Source organism: Mycobacterium sp. P2_H7 (assembly GCF_056403275.1).
In genome coordinates this window covers 1-17,789 of record NZ_JBFUFU010000023.1, presented here as the reverse complement: position 1 = coordinate 17,789, position 17,789 = coordinate 1, and the positions used below count along the sequence as shown (strand labels likewise).

Sequence of the window (17,789 nt, the reverse complement as noted above, 5' to 3'; positions counted from 1 at the left end):
GTCAGCCGACCTTCACCGGGACACGATTCCAGCCCCACTGGAAGCTGGACGGCGGCCGGGACGCGGACTCTTCCAGGATCGTGAAATCCGGCACCCGCTTGAGCCATTCGGTCACCAGGATGGTGATCTCCAGACGCGCCAGGTGCACGCCGAGGCAGAAGTGGGTGCCGCGGCCGAACGACAGGATCCTGGTGTTGGGCCGATCCCACCGGAACGCATCGGGATTCTGATATTCCCGGTCGTCGCGGGCAGCCGAGCCGAGCAGTGTGATGATCCGCTGACCCGGGTTCATCGTGGTGCCGTGCAGCGTGAACGGCTTGCGCAGCGTGCGCGCGAACCATTGCGCGGGTGCGCAGTACCGGATCATCTCTTCCCGGGCGACCGCGACGGCGGCGTCCGGATCCGCGCGGATCGCGGCCAGTTGTTCGGGGTGGCGCAGCAGTTCCCAGAGACCATGCGCGACGATCTTGGGCACCGTCTCGGTGCCGCCGATGAAGACGCCGAGCATCTGTACCGCGGCCTCGGTGTCGGTGAATGCGGACCCGTCGGGCAGCCGGTGGTCGATCAGATTGTCGGCGATGGCCAGTGGTGCGCCCGCACCGGCCCGCCGGCGTTCGATGATCGGCGTGAGGTATTCGAGGAAGCCGGGGCGGGCGTTGGCCACCTCCACCCCACTGCCGGGTGCGGCCAGGCTGCCGGCATTGACCGTCGCCAGCACATCGGCGGCCAGATCGACCGGCAGGCCGACCAGTTCACACACCATCGAGGCGGCCACGATGCCACCGTAATCCTGGGTGAGGTCGAACGAGCCGAGCGGCAGCAACGCGTCGAGCCGTTCATTGGCAAGGTGGCGGATACGGTCGGCGAAGGTGGCGGCGTTACGGGGCCGGAACTGGCCGGAGGTGCAGCGGCGGACGTCCTCATACAGCGGGGAGTCGAAGTTGGCGTGAAACGGCATCGGATGCACGGGCGGGTCGGGCACCGGTCCGTCGTTGTGCCGCGCGAGAACCGTTGCGGCGGGCAAGGTCCCCTCCGAGGGCACGAAGGTGCCGTCGTTGATCGCCAGCACATCCCAGATGTCGGCGAATCGGGATACGGCGTAGGTGTCCCACTTCGGCAGGTAGTACACGGGATACTCGTCGCGCAGCACCTGGTAGTACGGCAGCGGGTTCGCCATCACCGCGGGATCGAACGGATCGTAGGCGAATTCTTGCATCACGGAATTGGTGGGCTGTCGCACCCACCGAGCGTGACATTTGAGGCGTGTTTTGTAAAGGTACGGCGCACCTGTCGGCTATCGTGACCCCATGACGGTGCAGTCGCTGGCCAACGGATTCTGCTTCGGCGAGGGCGCACGCTGGTTCGAGGGTCTCGTGTGGTTCTCCGACATGCTCGGCGAAGCGGTGCACACCGTGACGCTGGCCGGCGAGATGTCCACCCTGGCGCTGCCGGGACACGCGCCGTCCGGGCTGGGATTCCGGCCCGACGGAACGTTGTTGATCGTCTCGACCGAAGCGCGCCAGATACTGCACTACGACGGCGAAACCACTTCTGTCCTGGCCGATCTCAGCAATCTGGCGCCTGCGGATCTCGGCGACATGGTGGTCGACGCCCACGGTCGGGTCTATGTCGGCTCACAGGCCCGCACCGGCGGCGTCATCGTGCGCATCGACGCCGACGACAGCGTCCAGGTGGCCGCCCACGATCTGGAGTTCCCGAACGGCATGGTCATCACCCCGGACGGTGCCACGCTCATCGTGGCCGAGTCGACGGCCCGCCGGCTCACCGCCTTCACCATCGACGCGGCAGGCACGCTGCACGACCGCCGGGAGTTCGCCGCCGGATTGGACGGGCCGCCCGACGGGATGGCCGTCGATGCCGAGGGGGGCGTGTGGGTCTCGATGACGCTGGCGCACCAGTTCGAGCGATTCGATGCCGCCGGCACCCTCACCGACCGTATCGACATGGACGGTCGCACCGCGATCGCCTGCGCACTCGGCGGCCCGGAGAACCGAACGTTGTTCCTGCTCACCTCGACCGACGCCTATCCGCAGCGCCTGGTCGGTACCAAACTGTCCCGGCTCGACGCGGTCATGGTCGACGTTCCCGCGCCCTGACCCGCACCACGACCAGAAAGCGAAACATGTCGGACTGCTATTACGAACTGATCGACGCCGACGACACCATGGGCGAGCGATTCCGGGCCACCGACATGGTGCGCAGCACGTGGTCGGCGGACATCCAGCACGGCGCCCCGCCGTCGGCGCTGTTGGTGCGCGCCCTGGAGCGGTGTGAGCACCGCGACGACACCCGCCTGAGCCGGGTGCTGGTGGACCTGCTGGGGCCGGTTCCGGCCGCCGGCGACTTCTGGGTGCGGGCCACCCGTGAGCGCGCGGGCAAGCAGATCGAGCTCATCAGCGCCGAGATGCTGGCGCCGGGGCCGGACGGCACCGTGCGGCCCGTGGTGCGGGCCAGTGGCTGGCGGTTGCAGCAGCAGGACACCGCCGATGTGGTGCACGCCGCCGCGCCGCCGTTGCGCCCACTGGCGCAGGCCCGCAGCCGCGACATGGCCGAGCAGTGGGATCCGAACTATGTGCACAGCATCGACTGGCGTTGGCTGACAGAGCCTTTCGGCGACGGCCCCGGAGAATCCTGGCTGTCACCGACCGTCGACCTCGTCAAGGGTGAGACGCTGACTCCGTTGCAGCGGCTGTTCACGGTGGCCGACGACGCGAACGGGATCGGCACCAAGGTCGACATCCGGAAGTTCACGTTCCTCAACACCGACCTGGCCGTGCACATCCACCGGATCCCCGATGGTGAGTGGATCGGCATTCGCGCCGAGACGAACTACGGGCCGGACGGTATCGGCACCACCCTGGGCACCTTGTTCGACGAGCGTGGCCCGATCGGCGCGATCCAGCAGTCGGTGTTGGTGCGGCGCCGCCAGAGTCGTTGACCGGTCACCCGAGCACGTGGTCTTCGGGTGCCACCGATCGGGTGCGCCGCCAATAGTCGACGGAGCCGAACGGGCTCAGCACGTACACGCCGCCGTCGGGAGATTTGTACCAGGAGTGCTCGATCGACGGATGCCCCCACATCAGCGTGGCGACTTCCGCCTGCAGTTCACCGTTGTATCGCGCGTCGGCTTCCACGGTGGGTTCGATGGTCTGCTTGCCGTTCTCGATGATCATCCGCAGCGCCGCCCCGATATAGCGCATCTGGCACTCGAGCATGAAGATGACGCTGCCCGCATGGGCCAGCCCGGTGCCCGGGCCCGCCATCATGAAGAAGTTCGGGAAGCCGGGCACCGAGATGCCGTTGAAAGCGCCGGGTTTGCCGTCCCATACGGTCGAGATGGGTTGGCCGCCCCGCCCGATGACCTCCATGGGACACAACACCTCGGAGGCGCGAAATCCGGTGGCCAGCACGATGATGTCCACCTCGTGGCGGCTTGTTGCGGTGTGTATCGAATTCGCGTCGATGCCGGTGATCGGGTCGTTCACCAACTCGACGTGCTCGCGCCGCAGGCATCGCAACCAGCTGCCGTTGTCCTGCAGCATCCGTTTGGCCATCGGCGGGTAGTCCGGGGTGACCTTGGCCGCCAGCTCCGGCATGTCGCCGACCTGGTCGTCGATCCACTTCGCGAAGATCTCCCGGCGCGCCGCACTGGCTGCGTTGGCCGTGTGGGGGAAGTCGGGCCAATCCGGGTCGGCGCGAACAAGTTCCAGCAGTTTGTCGCTGGACTGCCACATCAGCATGAACCGGTACCAGCGCGAATATCCCGGAAGATGACGCATGGCCCAGCGTTCACCGCCACTCACCTCGGCGTGATAGCGCGGGTTGGGCGCCATCCACTGTGGCGTCCGCTGGAACACCACCAGTTCGCCGACCTCGTCGACGACGGCCGGGCCGATCTGGAATCCGCTGGCGCCGGCTCCGACGAGGGCCACGCGTTTACCGCGGAGGTCCACCGTGTGGTCCCAGCGGGCCGAATGGAAGACCGGGCCGCCGAACTGGTCGAGGCCGGGAAGGTCCGGGATCATCGGGCGGTTCAGGAAGCCGACGCAGGAGATGATCGCGGCGGCGGTGCGCAGTTCGATGTTCCCGTCGGCGGCGCGCAGCGACACCGACCATTGCGCGTTCTCCTCATCCCACTCGGCGCGCTCGGCCTCCCGTCCCCAACGCACGTGCGGTTCGATGTCGTGCTGCGCCATGACTGCCCGGAAATATTCGTGCAATTCGGGCTGACGGGTGTAGTAGGCCGTGAAGGCCCCGACGTGCTCGAACGAGTACGAGTAGTAGTGACTGGCCACATCCACCCGACAGCCGGGGTAGCTGTTCTCCAACCACGTGCCCCCGACGTCGGGGTTCTTGTCGACGATCTCGAACGGGATCCCGGCCTCTTTCAAACGGATCGCGGCGAGTAACCCGGAGGCACCGAATCCGATGATGAGCACCGAGAATCCAGGTGGTGGCGTGACACCGGCCGGACCGGCGATGGCGCGCGGGTTCGCACCGGCGAGGTCCATCTCCTCCATGTACAGGGCGGCGTTGTCGTCGGGCACCGGCTCGCACGCGATCCAGTCCATCACCTCGCGGATCAGGGCCGTGCCCATCGGCGGCGCGGGCGGGCACCCGGCGTCGCGCCACGCACAGATCGCCTTCGCGGCGTCGCGGCGCAACCGCTGTTTGTCCCCGTCGGGGAGCATTCCCTGGAATTCGTTCTGCACGAACTGAATCGGGCGTATCGGACCGCGCACGAAGCCCGGATCACCGGTCAGCTGAACGACCGACGCGATCAGAGCCGACACCGACAGCCCGTCGACCGCCGAGGCGATCGTGGCGTCGTCGACACCGACGATCGATTCGGTGTCGAGATGCCTGCTGGCCATGAAACCTCCCGGTGTCGACACCCAGTAGTGTTATCGATGGCACTTATGAGTGTCAATAGCTCGACCTGGACGCTAGACTCTCCCCCGTGCCGAAACCCGCTCCCGCCACGGTGGCCGAGGCGAAACGCCAAGCCACCGTCGACCACATCCTGGCGCTGGCACGTCGCCTGGTGTTGCAGACCGGCCTCGACGTCACCATGGACCAATTGGCCGAGACCACCGGGGTGAGCCGGCGAACCCTGTTCCGCCTGTTCGACACTCGCGAGAAATTGGTCGGCGCCGCGTTCGAGGCCGGCATGGGTGGCTATGTGCGACAACTGCCCGAGTACGGCGCCTACCCCGGCGATCCCGCCAGGTGGCTTCGGGCCACCTGCGACACCGCACACCGGATGAACGCGACCATCGGACCCGGTTTCTTCGAGCTCGCGTCCCGCCGCGACCTGCCGCCCGACCTGGCCGCCGCCGAACGTCTGCGCCGGGTGGAGTTCCGGGGCGCGATGGCCGAGATCACCCGCACGCTGTGGCACGCCACGGGCGGCGACGGTGAACCCCCGTCGGCGCTCAACACCACCGTCACCGCACATCTGAGCCCGCACTTCACAGCCGCCCTGGTGGTCGACGCCGACCGGGACTGGCAGACCGCGGCGGACCTCGCCCACCGGGCGATCGCGACGGCACTTCGGACCGAATCGGGTTTCGCACTGCCCGATTTCGCGGCGCAGGATTGACCGTACTTTACATTTTTGCCATGAAATGTCACGCTCGTCCCTCATGAGCATGAAGAAGTATTACGGCCACACCTTGCTGTACCTGCACGAGACGATCTCGTTGGGAACCGGGTGCAGTGACCGCTTCTCCGACGTGTTCGCCGAGGTCTACCAGCCGATGATGGAGCAACTCGGGGCACGGCTGTTCTCGCTGTGGGAGAGCACCCCCTACAACAGTCACTGGCCGCAGGTCACCGTGATCTGGGAGATCGACGCCTTCGCCGACTACGCCCGGATCGGCCGCGCGCAGGCCCGCGGCGGCAGCCATGCGGAAGCCGCGACCCGATGGTCGCAATTCCTGGCCGAGACCGGCGCATCGGGCGAAGGCCGGATCATGTACGCCGGCAAGTACAACAAGACACTCAGCCAGCTTACAGAGGCGAATTTCGGTGCGGGCCTGGTGATCCAGGAGATCATGCAGACCAAACCCGGCCGCCAGGACGACTACATCCGCGAGTTGGAACGTCTGTACGTGCCATGGTCGGAATCCACCGGCAAGCGGTGGCTGGGCTCGTTCATCACCACGTTCCGTTTCAACGAGGTGATCCACTACTGGGCACTCGACGGTGACTGGGCCTGCTTCGAGAACCACTACCCGTCGTGGAAGGACGCGCCCCCGGCGGAGATCGTCACCTGGATGAGTGTGGCGCCCGCACTGCGCGACGGCTGGGAGGACTCCATCTTGGCGGCCCTTCCGGCGCATCCCTTGCCGTGATGCGCCGCCGTCAATCCGCCCATCGCAGAGCCGCCGCCGGGCACTGAGTCACGGCCTGGCGCAACAACTCTGGGTCGGCGGCCGCGCTGCCGTGGATGACGACGCTGCCCTCCGCGGTCACCTCGAACACGTCCTCGGCCAGCGACTCGCAGATGCCGTGCCCCGTGCACTTCCCCAGATCGACCTCGACGTGCATGACGGCCCCCGCGCTCACCGGATGTGCGCGGGCACGCGCTTGATGCCATGGACGAACGAGCTGTACAGGAGGTCCGGTTCACCGAATTCGACGGAGGTCAGCCGGGTCAACAACTCGCGGAACAGATTCCGCAATTCGGTCTTGGCCAGCTGGTTGCCCAGGCAGAAATGCGGTCCGCCGGCACCGAATCCGACGTGCGGGTTGGGCGAGCGGCTGAGGTCGAAGGTCCCCGGGGCGTCGAACACCGATTCATCGCGGTTGGCCGAACAGTAGAACAGCCCGACCTTGTCCCCGGCGTTGATCTTCTGACCGCCGACCTCGACGTCCTCGGTGGCGAACCGGGCGAACTGCAGCACCGGCGTCGACCACCGCACGAATTCCTCGACGGCTGTACCGATCCGGCCGTCGAAGTCCGCCATCAGCCACTCCCGCTGCTGCGGGTGGGCCGCCAGCGCCATCATGGCGTGCGTGGTGGTCTGCTTGGTGGTGTCGTTGCCCGCCGAGGCCAGCAGGATCAGGAAGGCGCCGATCTCCTCATCGGTGAGTCGCTGCCCGTCCACCTCGGCGTTGACGATGCTGGTCATCAGGTCGTCGCCCGGATTGGCGCGGCGGAACTTGGCCAACTCCACGCCGGTGTTGGAGATCAGCATGATCTCGTTGATGGTCGCCATGGCGCGTTCCTCCAGGGTGGAGAACTCGTCATCGCTCATGCTGAACAGCTTCTCGGCGGCCTTGGCCAGCGCCGGCTGGTCGGCCTTGGGCACACCCAACATCTCCGAGATGGTCAGCATCGGCAGCCGCGCGGAACAGGCTTCGACGAAGTCGACGTCACCCGATCCGACCAGATCGTCGACCACGGCGACCGCGTCGCGGTGGATCTGCTCATCGATCTCGCGCATGTGCCGCGGGGTGAACGCCGAACTGATCAGCTTGCGGTACACGGTGTGCTGCGGCGGATCCATCATCAGGAAGAAGGTCGCGAACTTCTGCACCTCGGCGGGCATCGGGTCCAGCGCCACCCCCTGGGTGGAGGTGAACAGCTCGGGGTGCTGGCTGGCGAACTGGATGTCGGCACGCCGGGTGAGCGCCCAGAATCCGGGCTCCGCATAGTCGAACAGGGTCGACAGCGGTTGGTGCCAGCTGAGCCCGTCGGCCGCCCGCAGCCGGGCGAAGGTCTGGTCGCGCACGGCGAACGGCTGACTCCAGAAGTCGTGTGACGTGATGTCGAACGGGCTGTATTCGCGTGCCTGCGGCGTGCTCGCAACTGTCACGGGGCGTTCCCTCCTCCAGCGGTGCGACGGCGATGTCGCTGCAGATTTAGCGTGACAGTTCGCCGATAGTTTGTAAAGCTGTGGGGATGCCGGATCCCGCCGTCGCCGAGGACGAGAACAGCACCCGCGAGCGCATCCTCGCGGCGACCGCCGAGGTGCTCGGCGACTACGGCATGACCAAGCTCAGCCTGTCCGAGGTCGCCGCCCAAGCCGGGGTGTCCCGCCCGACCCTGTATCGATGGTTTGCCTCGAAACAGGAACTGATGGACGCGTTCGTGGTATGGGAGCGCAGGCATTACGAGCGCGCCGTCGCCGCGGTCGCGGCGCGGCTGCCCGCCGCCGAACGGCTCGACGCCGCACTCCAGGTGATCGTCGAGTATCAGCAGTCCTACCCCGGATTGCGGATGGTCGACATCGAACCCGAACACGTGATCGCGCGTCTCGCACAGTTCATCCCGTTGATGCGCGAGCGCCTGGAACGGCTCTCCGACGAGCCGGACGCGGCCGTGGCTGCGGCCACCGCGGTCCGGGTGGCGGTCTCGCACTACCTGGTGCGCAGCGACGACGGTGACGATTTCCTGGCCCAACTGCGGCACTCCGCGAGAGTCAGGACGCACAGCAGCCGTCGGTAGCCTGGCGCCATGCTCGATATCGGTGGACTCGATGTGTCAGAGGCGGCCGCGCTCGGTAGTGGCGCAAGTTTCTGGGCCAGTAAGGCGGTCGGACCCGTGCCCGCCATGGTGCTCACCGACGGTCCGCACGGCGTGCGCAGGCAGACCGGCAGCGGCGATGATCATCTGGGTATCGGCGACAGCGCCCCGGCGACCTGCTTCCCGCCCGCGGTCGGGTTGAGCCAGGCGTGGGATCCCGAACTCGTCGAGCGGGTCGGGGTTGCCCTCGGCGACGAGAGCCGAGCGCTGGGAGTGCACGTGCTGCTGGGCCCCGGGATCAACATCAAGCGGGATCCGCGGTGTGGTCGCAACTTCGAGTACTTCTCCGAGGACCCCCTGCTGTCCGGGGCGCTCGGGGCGGCCTGGGTGCGCGGCGTGCAGAGCCGCGGCGTGGCGGCATCGGTGAAGCACTTCGCCGCCAACAACGCCGAATTCGACCGGATGCGAGCCAGTTCCGATGTCGACGAACGCACCCTGCGCGAGATCTACCTGCGAGCCTTCGAGCATGTGGTGCGTCACGCCCGGCCCTGGTCGGTGATGTGCTCCTACAACCGCATCAACGGGGTGTATGCGTCGCAGAACCACTGGCTGCTCACCGATGTGCTGCGCGCCGAGTGGGGTTTCGACGGTGCGGTGGTCAGCGACTGGGGCGCGGTGACCGACCGGGTCGCGGCGGTGAGCGCCGGGCTGGACCTGGAGATGCCCGCCACCGGCGGTGCATCGGACCGCGACGTTGTCGAGGCGGTCGAGCACGGCAGGCTCGCCGCAGCCGTGGTCACCCAGGCCGCCGAACGGGTGGCACTGCTGGCCGAGCGGACGCGGCAACACGCTTGCACGCCGGCGCCATTCGATGTCGATGCGCACCACCGGCTGGCCCGCGAGGCGGCGGCGCGCTGCGTCGTGCTGCTCAAGAACGACGGCGGACTGCTCCCGCTGACCCCGTCCCGGATCGCGGTGATCGGCCACTTCGCCCGCGAACCCCGCTACCAGGGCGGGGGTAGCTCGCACGTGCACCCCACCCGGCTGGACACCGCACTGGACGAGATCCGCAGGCTCGCTGGGGATCACGAGGTGACGTACTCGGACGACGCGGCTCACGCCGCCACGGCTGACACCGCCGTGGTGTTCCTGGGCCTGAGCGCCGAGGACGAGTCCGAGGGTTTCGACCGGTCGCATATCGACCTGCCTGCAGCACAACTCGACCTCCTCCGCGAGGTGATGCGCGTTCAGCCGCGCACGGTGGTCGTGCTCTCCCACGGCGGTGTGGTGGCGTTGGATGAGGTGAGTGCCCTCGCCCCGGCGATGCTGGACGGCGCGTTGCTCGGGCAGGCCGGCGGCGGGGCCATCGCCGACGTGCTGTTCGGCGTGGTGAATCCGTCTGCACGCCTTGCCGAGACGGTGCCGGTGCGGTTGCAGGACACTCCCGCGTACCTGAACTTCCCGGGCGAACGGGGCCACACCGTCTACGGGGAACGGATCTACGTCGGCTACCGCTGGTATGACGCGCGCGAGTTGCCCGTCACGTATCCGTTCGGGCACGGCCTGTCCTACACCACCTTCGGCTACCGCAGCATGGGGATCGCCGAGCGCGGCGACAGGCTGAGCGTCGCCGTCACCGTCGTCAACACCGGCGCCCGGGCCGGCCGCGAGGTGGTGCAGATCTATGCCGGCAAGGAGGACTCCCGGGTCAGCCGCGCGCCGCGCTGGCTGGTGGGTTTCGGATCGCTGACCCTGGATCCCGGCGAAGAGGGCGTCGTCGAGGTGGCGGTGTCCCGCGACGACCTCGCGCACTGGGCGGGCCGCTGGACCGTCGAAGGTGGCGACTACACGGTGTGGGCCGGGGCATCCAGCCGGGATCTGCGGTTGCACACCGAGATCGCACTGACCGGTGATGAGACAGCCGAGGCGTTCACCGCCGAATCCACCCTGGGCGAGGTGCTGGCCGACCCGAAGGCGGCGGCGCTGATCGCCGAGTCGTTCGGGGCGGCCATGCCCACGTCGAGCCCGGAGCTCCTGGCGATCATCGCGTCCACGCCGCTGGACCGCCTCGTCGGGTTCAGCGGCGGCCTGCTGACCCGGGACCGGCTACAGCTGTTACTGGCCGAGATCAACGATCACCCCGCGCCCTGAGCTCGGCAAGGATCTCCTCGGTGTGCTCACCCAGTTCGGGCGCCACCGCCCGGGGTGCCCATGGCGTGCCTGCGAAGTCGGCCGGGCTGGCGACCATCGCAACGGTGGAATTCCCTTCGGGCACATCGACGATGCCGCCCGCGGCGTGGAACTGTTCGTCGGCGATGACGTCGTCCAGGGAGTTGATCGGCGACCAGAAGAAGTCCGGTTCACCCGCGAACACCTCGGCCCAGTCCGTCAGCGGCTTGGTGGCGAAGATCGCATCGAGCGCGGCAATCAGTTCGCGGGCATTGACGTAGCGGTCACGGGGCCGCGCGAACCGCGGGTCGGTCAGCCAGTCGCCCCGGTCCACCGCCCGGCAGAGCGCCGGCCAGTGCCGCTCGCCCTGCAACCCGACGATCCAGAACCGCCTGCCGTCTCCGGCGGCGTAGTTGTTCATACACGGATTGCCCATCGACTCACGCTGACCGATCGCCACCTGCTGACCGGTCAGCAGCACCGTGTTGAGGTCGAAGGACACGGTGTAGGCGCCCTGGCGGTACAACGAGGTGCTGACCAATTGTCCGGCGCCGGTGCGGGTGCGGGCCAGCAGGGCCGCGCACACCGCCGCCGCGAGCGTCATCCCCACCGAATGGTCGCCCATGCCGCCGCGCTGGAACGGCGGCGTCTCACCGGGCCGGGTGAGCAGGTCGGCCAGGCCGGCACGCGCCCAGAACGCCGCGACGTCGTAGGCGGCCCGGTCGGCGTCCGGACCGTCGATGCCGTAGCCGGTGATCAGTCCGTACACCAGCCGCGGATTGATCTGCGCCACGGCTTCGGGCCCCAGGCCGAGCCGGTGCAGGGCGCCGGGGCGCAGGTTGGTGACGAAAACATCTGCGGTGCTGAGCAACTCGACGGCGGTGTCGCGGCCCTGCGCGGTACCGAGATCGAGCACGATGCTGCGTTTGGAGCGGTTGTCCATCTGGAAGGGCGGATTGGCCGCGGTACCCGTCTCGGCGCCGAGGCCCATCATCGCCCCGAAGGTGCGTGCCGGATCGCCCGCAGGCGGTTCTATCTTGATGACGTCGGCGCCCCAGTCCGCGAGGATGGCACCGGTCGCCGGGGCGGCCACCCACACGCCGAGTTCGACCACGGTGAATCCGTCCATCGGCCCCGCCATGACACCCCTTTACAATCGGGTCGTACTTTGTAAACATCGACAGATGTCCTCGCTGACCCAGCGCGTCACACCGGTCGTCGGCCTGGCCGCTCACCTCGGCCGCGGTGTGCAACGTATCGCAACCGATGCCGCCGTCGGGCGGATGCGGGCACTCCCGCGCCGGATCAGCGACCTCGACGCGGCATACCTGTCCGGGCTGCTGGGCAGCACGGTCGATTCGGTCTCGATCATCGGTGGCGACGCCGGTACCTCGTCACGGGCACGGCTGGCGCTGACCGGCACCGACGTGCCGGCCTCGGTGTTCGTCAAGATGCCCGCCGAGACCGCGGCGACCCGCCTGATGGGCGAACTCGGCAGGCTGGCCGACACCGAGGTGCGGTTCTACCGCCATCTCGCGCCGCAACTGGCCGATGTGCCCGTCAGCCACGGCGGCACGTTCGACGCCGTCACCGGGCGTTTCGTGCTGGTGCTCGAGGACCTGGCCGTCGACCGTTGTGAGTTCCCCGACACCCTGCACCCGCTCGCGGTCGATCAGGCGGCGCTCATCGTCGAACTGCTGGCCCGCGTGCACGCCACCTTCTGGGAGCGGGTGCCGGCATGGTCCTACTCGGCTTCCGGTGATGCCACCTCACTGCTGACCGGGTCCCTGGCCAACGCCTCGGTCCGCCGGCTGGCCGGCCGGACCACCATCCCGGTGGAGGGCGGCCGCTTCATCAACGACAACTACCGCGCCGTCGCGCAGCTCATCGACACCGCGCCGCACACCGTGATGCACGGGGACGCCCATCCGGGAAATGTCTACTTTCGCAACGGAAAAGCCGGCCTGCTCGACTGGCAGGCGGTGCGCCGCGGCCACCCGTCGAGGGAACTGTCCTACACCTTGATCACCAGCATGACCACCGCCGACCGGGTCGACCACCAGCGCGACCTGCTCGACGTGTACCGCCGTGCGCTGGCCGCCGGCGGCGGCCCCCAACTGGACGGCGACGAGCTGTGGAACAGGTACCGCCAAGCCGCGTTGTATGCCTACATCGCGACCCTCATCACCGCGGGCATGGGTGGCATGCAAGACGAGACGATCGCCTTGGAAGGACTGGGCCGGTCGGTGGCGGCGCTGGAAGATCTCGACACGGTCAAGACACTGAAGGCGAATTTGTAATGCACCAGCAACTACCATCAGGGATGTGAACAAGCCATTGACCACCGATGCGAGCGAGGACACCTCGACGCGACGGCGGATTCTGGTGGCCACGGCAGAGGTACTCGGGCGCAGCGGACAGACCAAACTGAGCCTGTCCGAGGTCGCCCTACAGGCCGGGGTGTCCCGGCCCACGCTGTACCGGTGGTTCGCCTCCAAGGAAGAGTTGCTCGGCGCCTTCGGGCAGTACGAACGCGAGATGTTCGACACCGGGATGAGCCGGGTCACATCCGGGCTGCGCGGCAACGAAAAGCTCGATGCCGCACTGCGATTCATCGTGGAGTATCAGCAGTCCTACTCGGGCGTGCGGGTGGTGGACATCGAACCCGAGGTGGTGATCGGGCAGCTGGGCCACATCATTCCGCTGATGCGCGCGCGGCTGCTCAAGCTGATGCCCGGCCCGAACGGGCCGGTGCGGGCGGCGACCGCCATCCGCGTCGCCATCTCGCACTACATCGTGCGCAGCGATGACGAAGGTCAGTTTCTGGCGCAACTGCGGCACGCCGTGGGCATCCGCCAGACCGACAACGACTAGACGCCCTCCAGGCGGACCGCCACCCCGTTGAGCACGGCCATCCCGGCCAGCGCCTCCAGGTCCTCGGGCCGATTGGAGGTCAGTTCGTTGACGTTGGCCCCGGGCACCGTATTGGCCAGCTGCCAGCCGCCGCCGCGATGTCCCCAGCCCTGCGGGATCGCGACGGTGCCCGCCGCCATCTCGTCGGTGATCAGCACGTCGGTTTCGATCTTCCCGTGTTCGGACACGATACGAACGCGGTCCCCTTCGACGAGACCGGCGGCCGCGGCGTCGGCGGGATGAATCCGGGTGCGTTGCGTTCGGTCGCCCTTCATCAGGGTGGGGCTGTTGTGCATCCACGAATTCTGCGAACGCATCTCGCGAATACCGATGGCCAGCAATGGAAACCGGGGATCGTCGGGATGGTTGTCGCCCAGCCGGGCGATCTCCGCGGCGATCGGTGGCGAGTCCAGTGCCACCTTGCCGTCGGGGTGGCGCACCACGTCGGGCAGGATCCCGGTCGGTGCATGCTGCGCCAGCACGATTCCGTGCGGATGGGCACGAAGCCGTGTCAGGTTCAGCCCGCGCCGCCGAAACCCGAACAGATCACCGTGCGGGCCGGTGCGCAACAGCAGCTCCATCAGCCGGCGCGGCGTCATCCGCGCGATACCCCGCCGATCGAGCCACGCCAGCGCCCGGTTGAAGCGCAGCAGCGGGCCGGTTGCGAACATGGCCATCCCCATCCGGCGGGCGATCTCGGAGTACACCTCCCATTCCGGGCGGGCCTCGCCGTACGGCACCAGCGCGGGTTCGGTGGACTGCACGAACAACGTCGGCGAACACGCCGCGAATGCGATCGGCAGGTCGTCACGTTCCAGCATGGTGGTGGCGGGTAACACGTAGTGCGCCAACCGGTTTGTCTCGTTGATGTAGAGGTCGAAGGACACGAAGAGGTCCAGGCGGCGCAGCGCCGACTCCAGGGCCGCGCTGTTCGGGACCGACAGCACCGGGTTGCCCGCCACTACGAACAAGGCCCGCAGCTGGCCCTCGCCCTCGGTGGTGATCTCGTCGGCCATCAACGCGGCCGGGAAGGTGCCGAGCACATCGGGGAAGTCACCGATGCGCGACCGGGTCTTGTCGTAACTGAAGCTGTCGACCCGCTCCCCCATCTCCTCCAACGGGATCACCGAATGCGACATCAGCGTGCCGCCGGGACGGTCCAGGTTGCCGGTCACGGCGGTCAGCGCGTCCAGCAGATAGCTCACCAGGGTGCCGTGCCTGCCGAGGCAGGCTCCGGTGCGCCCGTAGGCGGTGGCACTCGGCGCCGCCGCGAAATCACGGGCCAGCCCACGCACCACCGCGGCGTCCACCCCGGTGCGGGCCGCCGTCTGTTCGGGCGGGAACGGCGCGCACAGCGCCCGCAAGGTCTCCGCCCCGCGGGCCTGGTCGCGGATGTCGGTGGCCAACCCCTCCTCGAAGACGACGTGCAGCATCGACAGCAGCAGCCACGCGTCCGAGTCGGGCCGGACCGCGATGTGCTCGTAGCGCCGGGCCGTCTCGGTGCGCCGCGGATCCAGCACCACCACCCGGCCCCCGCGGCCGACGATGGCGGACAGATCATCCTTGATGCGGGGTGCCCGCACCGCACTGCCATGTGAGACAAGCGGATTCGCGCCCAGCATCAACAGGAAGTCGGTGCGTGGCAGATCGGGGAAAGGCAGCTGACTGGCCGCACCGTAGAGCAGTTTGCTGGCCACGAAGCGGCTGTTGATGTCTTGGGAACCCGCCGAGTACAGGTGCCGTGACCCGATGCGGGCCATGAAGAGGCCGGCCCACACGCTGGACGCGTAGCCGAACGCCGCCGGGTTGCCGAAATACTGCCCCACCGAGGCGCCACCGCGCTCGGTCACCACGTCGGTCAGGCGGGCGGCGATATCCGCCAGCGCGGTGTCCCAGCTGACCTGCTCGAAGGTGCCGTCGTCGCGGCGGCGCATCGGGTGCAGCACCCGGTCTGGATCGTTCTGGACGTCGGTGAAGGCGATGCCCTTGGGGCAGGCCCGGCCCTGGGACAGTGGGTGATCCTGGTCGGGGCGCAGGGATACCAGGCGACCGTCGGCGACGGTGGCGATCAGGCCGCACATCGGCTCGCAGATGCGGCAGTAGGTGACCTTCTGTTCCTCGGTCCCGAGGCTGGCTGACATCGCGAAAGCGTGACACTTCGCGAACTGCATGTAAAGCTTTGGGGCATGACGGACACGGGTGTTCTGGCCGGCGAACAACGCATGCTCATCGACGGCGAACTACAGCACACGTCCAGCGGCGCAACCTTCGACGTGATCCACCCTGCCAGCGAACAGGTGGCCGGCCAGGCCACCGACGGCACGGTCGACGATATGGCCCGCGCGGTCGGCGCGGCGCGGCGCGCCTTCGACGAGACCGACTGGTCGCGCGACCTGGATTTCCGCTACCACTGCCTGAACCAGCTGCACGCGGCCTTCGAACGCAACAAGGAACACCTGCGCCGGGTCCTGGTCACCGAGGTGGGCTGCCCGCTGAAGGTGACCGGCGCCCAGATCGAGAGCCCGATCGAAGAGGTCAAGCACTGGGCCGAACACGGCAAGAACTTCGAGTACCTGGCCGACAACGGTGTGCATGACACGCCCCTGGGTCCGGCGCGGCGCAAGATCCACTACGAGGCCGTCGGAGTGGTCGGGGCGATCACCCCGTGGAACGTGCCGTTCTACCTGAACGTGGCCGAGACGGTGCCCGCGTTGATGGCGGGCAACACCGTGGTGCTCAAACCCGCTCAGTTGACCCCGTGGTCGGGCAGCGAGTACGGGCGCATCGTGGCCGAGGAGACCGACATCCCGCCCGGCGTGTTCAACGTGGTGGTGTCCGATGCCAATGAGGTCGGCGCGGCCTTGTCGGCCGATCCGCGGGTCGACATGATCACGTTCACCGGCTCGACGGCGACGGGCCGGGCGATCCTGGCCTCGGGTGCGTCGACGGTGAAGAAGACGCTGCTGGAACTGGGCGGCAAGAGCGCCCACATCGTGCTCGACGACGCCGATTTGAACATGTCGCTGCCGATGGCCGCGCTGATGGCGTGCGTGATGAGCGGCCAATCGTGCATCCTGCCCAGCCGGATCCTATTGCCGCGCAGTCGTTATGACGAGGGCATCGAGATCATGAAGAACATGATGGAGAACTTCCCCGTCGGCGACCCGTGGGACCCGAACAACATGCAGGGCCCGCAGATCAGTGCGACGCAACGCCAGAAGGTGCTCGGGATGGTCGCCGCCGCAGTCGATTCGGGTGCCCGGCTGGTCACCGGCGGTGGGGTACCCGAGAACCTGCCCGTCGGGTACTACACACAGCCGACCCTGCTGGCCGATGTCGACCCGGACAGCCAGATCGCCCAGGAGGAGGTCTTCGGGCCGGTGCTGGCGGTCATCCCCTACGGCAGCGACGACGAAGCCGTCGCGATCGCGAACAACTCGATCTACGGGCTGTCCGGTGAAGTCTCCGGCGGTGACCTCGACCGCGCGTTCGCCGTCGCCACCCGGATGCGCACCGGCAATGTCACGATCAACGGCAAGAGCCACTTCGGGATCGGCAGCCCGTTCGGCGGCACCAAGCAGAGCGGACTGGGCTACCGCAACGGCGACGAGGGCTACAAGGAGTACCTCGACGCGAAGACCATCGGCATGCCCGCATGAGTGACCGCGCCGAGATAACGGCGCTGCTCTACCGCTACGCCCGCGCCGTGGACACCAGCGACTGGGAGCTCTACCGGTCGGTGTTCACCCCGGACGCGCACATCGACTATTCGTCCGCGGGTGCCGCGGCGGGACCGCGCGACGAGATCGTCGACTGGTTCGTCACGGGGTGGGGCGCCATCGCGTGGAGCATGCACTACATCACGAACATCGAAGTGCTCGCCGCCACCGCCGACGAGGCGACCGTGCGGGCGATGTTCCACAACCCTTTTCAGATCAAGGGATTGCCCGAGATGTGCACCTGCGGCGGCTACTACCACCACGAGCTGGTGCGTACCCCGGACGGCTGGCGCAGCCGGAGCCTGCGCGAAGAGAACGTCTGGTTCGTCAACAAGCCCGGCTAGTTGTACTGACCTGAGAGGTTAGGTACGCGGCTGGCGGGTGGTTGACCGTTGAGTGCTGTGTGGCCGCGGTGGTGATTGTAGGTGTGTAGCCATCGCGGGAACTCGTCGCAGCGTTCGGCGTCGCTGCGGTAGAGGCGGGCGTAGGCCCAT

Annotated in this window: 16 protein-coding genes and 1 pseudogene; 10 read left to right on the top strand and 7 right to left on the bottom strand. The window is 67.7% G+C overall.

What is annotated here, in order from left to right:
- Position 1 precedes the first annotated feature (1 nt).
- Positions 2–1,216 carry a cytochrome P450 gene (locus AC1DY7_RS28345; protein ID WP_477497083.1) on the bottom strand — a complete coding sequence of 405 codons (1,215 nt, stop codon included), beginning with the start codon at positions 1,214–1,216 and terminating at the stop codon, positions 2–4.
- A gap of 91 nt (positions 1,217–1,307) precedes the next feature.
- Here AC1DY7_RS28345 and AC1DY7_RS28340 point away from each other — a divergent pair, with 91 nt between their 5' ends.
- Positions 1,308–2,117, top strand: coding sequence for an SMP-30/gluconolactonase/LRE family protein (locus AC1DY7_RS28340; RefSeq protein WP_477497082.1), 810 nt, complete (start codon positions 1,308–1,310; stop codon positions 2,115–2,117).
- A gap of 26 nt (positions 2,118–2,143) precedes the next feature.
- Positions 2,144–2,959 (top strand): thioesterase family protein, encoded by an 816-nt coding sequence (locus AC1DY7_RS28335; protein ID WP_477497081.1) that lies wholly within the window; start codon positions 2,144–2,146, stop codon positions 2,957–2,959.
- Positions 2,960–2,963: 4 nt separating this feature from the next.
- Here the strand turns inward: AC1DY7_RS28335 and AC1DY7_RS28330 are convergent, their stop codons facing one another.
- On the bottom strand, positions 2,964–4,895 hold the full coding sequence (locus tag AC1DY7_RS28330) for a flavin-containing monooxygenase (RefSeq protein ID WP_477497080.1): 1,932 nt from the start codon (positions 4,893–4,895) through the stop codon (positions 2,964–2,966).
- 86 nt (positions 4,896–4,981) lie between these two features.
- Between AC1DY7_RS28330 and AC1DY7_RS28325 the strand changes: the two genes are divergently transcribed.
- Positions 4,982–5,623 (top strand): TetR/AcrR family transcriptional regulator, encoded by a 642-nt coding sequence (locus AC1DY7_RS28325; protein WP_477497079.1) that lies wholly within the window; start codon positions 4,982–4,984, stop codon positions 5,621–5,623.
- A 49-nt stretch (positions 5,624–5,672) separates the two neighbouring features.
- Positions 5,673–6,377 (top strand): NIPSNAP family protein, encoded by a 705-nt coding sequence (locus AC1DY7_RS28320; RefSeq protein ID WP_477497129.1) that lies wholly within the window; start codon positions 5,673–5,675, stop codon positions 6,375–6,377.
- A gap of 10 nt (positions 6,378–6,387) precedes the next feature.
- Here AC1DY7_RS28320 and AC1DY7_RS28315 read toward each other — a convergent pair whose 3' ends face one another.
- Both AC1DY7_RS28315 and AC1DY7_RS28310 read right to left on the bottom strand, forming a co-directional pair.
- Complete coding sequence (locus AC1DY7_RS28315) at positions 6,388–6,573, bottom strand: ferredoxin (RefSeq protein ID WP_477497128.1); 186 nt, start codon at positions 6,571–6,573, stop codon at positions 6,388–6,390.
- Positions 6,574–6,587: 14 nt separating this feature from the next.
- A complete protein-coding gene (locus AC1DY7_RS28310; RefSeq protein WP_477497078.1) occupies positions 6,588–7,844 on the bottom strand; it encodes a cytochrome P450 in 1,257 nt (418 codons plus the stop codon).
- An 86-nt stretch (positions 7,845–7,930) separates the two neighbouring features.
- Here AC1DY7_RS28310 and AC1DY7_RS28305 point away from each other — a divergent pair, with 86 nt between their 5' ends.
- Positions 7,931–8,476 carry a TetR/AcrR family transcriptional regulator gene (locus tag AC1DY7_RS28305; protein ID WP_477497077.1) on the top strand — a complete coding sequence of 182 codons (546 nt, stop codon included), beginning with the start codon at positions 7,931–7,933 and terminating at the stop codon, positions 8,474–8,476.
- A gap of 9 nt (positions 8,477–8,485) precedes the next feature.
- Positions 8,486–10,645: a glycoside hydrolase family 3 C-terminal domain-containing protein gene (locus AC1DY7_RS28300; RefSeq protein WP_477497076.1), complete on the top strand. Its 2,160-nt coding sequence runs from the start codon at positions 8,486–8,488 to the stop codon at positions 10,643–10,645.
- Here the strand turns inward: AC1DY7_RS28300 and AC1DY7_RS28295 are convergent.
- Complete coding sequence (locus tag AC1DY7_RS28295) at positions 10,623–11,804, bottom strand: CaiB/BaiF CoA transferase family protein (RefSeq protein ID WP_477497075.1); 1,182 nt, start codon at positions 11,802–11,804, stop codon at positions 10,623–10,625. The two genes, AC1DY7_RS28300 and AC1DY7_RS28295, sit on opposite strands and share 23 nt — an antisense overlap.
- A gap of 43 nt (positions 11,805–11,847) precedes the next feature.
- Here AC1DY7_RS28295 and AC1DY7_RS28290 point away from each other — a divergent pair, with 43 nt between their 5' ends.
- The gene (locus AC1DY7_RS28290) at positions 11,848–12,963 is read left to right on the top strand and encodes a phosphotransferase (protein ID WP_477497074.1); all 1,116 of its coding nucleotides are present in this window, start codon (positions 11,848–11,850) and stop codon (positions 12,961–12,963) included.
- A gap of 25 nt (positions 12,964–12,988) precedes the next feature.
- Positions 12,989–13,537: a TetR/AcrR family transcriptional regulator gene (locus AC1DY7_RS28285; RefSeq protein WP_477497073.1), complete on the top strand. Its 549-nt coding sequence runs from the start codon at positions 12,989–12,991 to the stop codon at positions 13,535–13,537.
- Here AC1DY7_RS28285 and AC1DY7_RS28280 read toward each other — a convergent pair.
- Positions 13,534–15,717, bottom strand: a complete 2,184-nt coding sequence (locus AC1DY7_RS28280; protein WP_477497072.1) for a molybdopterin-containing oxidoreductase family protein — start codon at positions 15,715–15,717, stop codon at positions 13,534–13,536. The genes AC1DY7_RS28285 and AC1DY7_RS28280 overlap by 4 nt on opposite strands.
- A 45-nt stretch (positions 15,718–15,762) precedes the next feature.
- Between AC1DY7_RS28280 and AC1DY7_RS28275 the strand changes: the two genes are divergently transcribed.
- Together AC1DY7_RS28275 and AC1DY7_RS28270 are read left to right on the top strand one after the other, a co-directional pair.
- Positions 15,763–17,235 carry an aldehyde dehydrogenase family protein gene (locus AC1DY7_RS28275; protein WP_477497071.1) on the top strand — a complete coding sequence of 491 codons (1,473 nt, stop codon included), beginning with the start codon at positions 15,763–15,765 and terminating at the stop codon, positions 17,233–17,235.
- On the top strand, positions 17,232–17,639 hold the full coding sequence (locus tag AC1DY7_RS28270) for a nuclear transport factor 2 family protein (protein WP_477497070.1): 408 nt from the start codon (positions 17,232–17,234) through the stop codon (positions 17,637–17,639). The genes AC1DY7_RS28275 and AC1DY7_RS28270 overlap by 4 nt, the downstream gene beginning before the upstream one ends.
- On the opposite strand, the pseudogene AC1DY7_RS28265 reads toward AC1DY7_RS28270, so the two are convergent.
- Positions 17,636–17,789, bottom strand: a pseudogene (locus AC1DY7_RS28265) (IS481 family transposase); the annotation flags it as partial. The gene AC1DY7_RS28270 and the pseudogene AC1DY7_RS28265 sit on opposite strands and share 4 nt — an antisense overlap.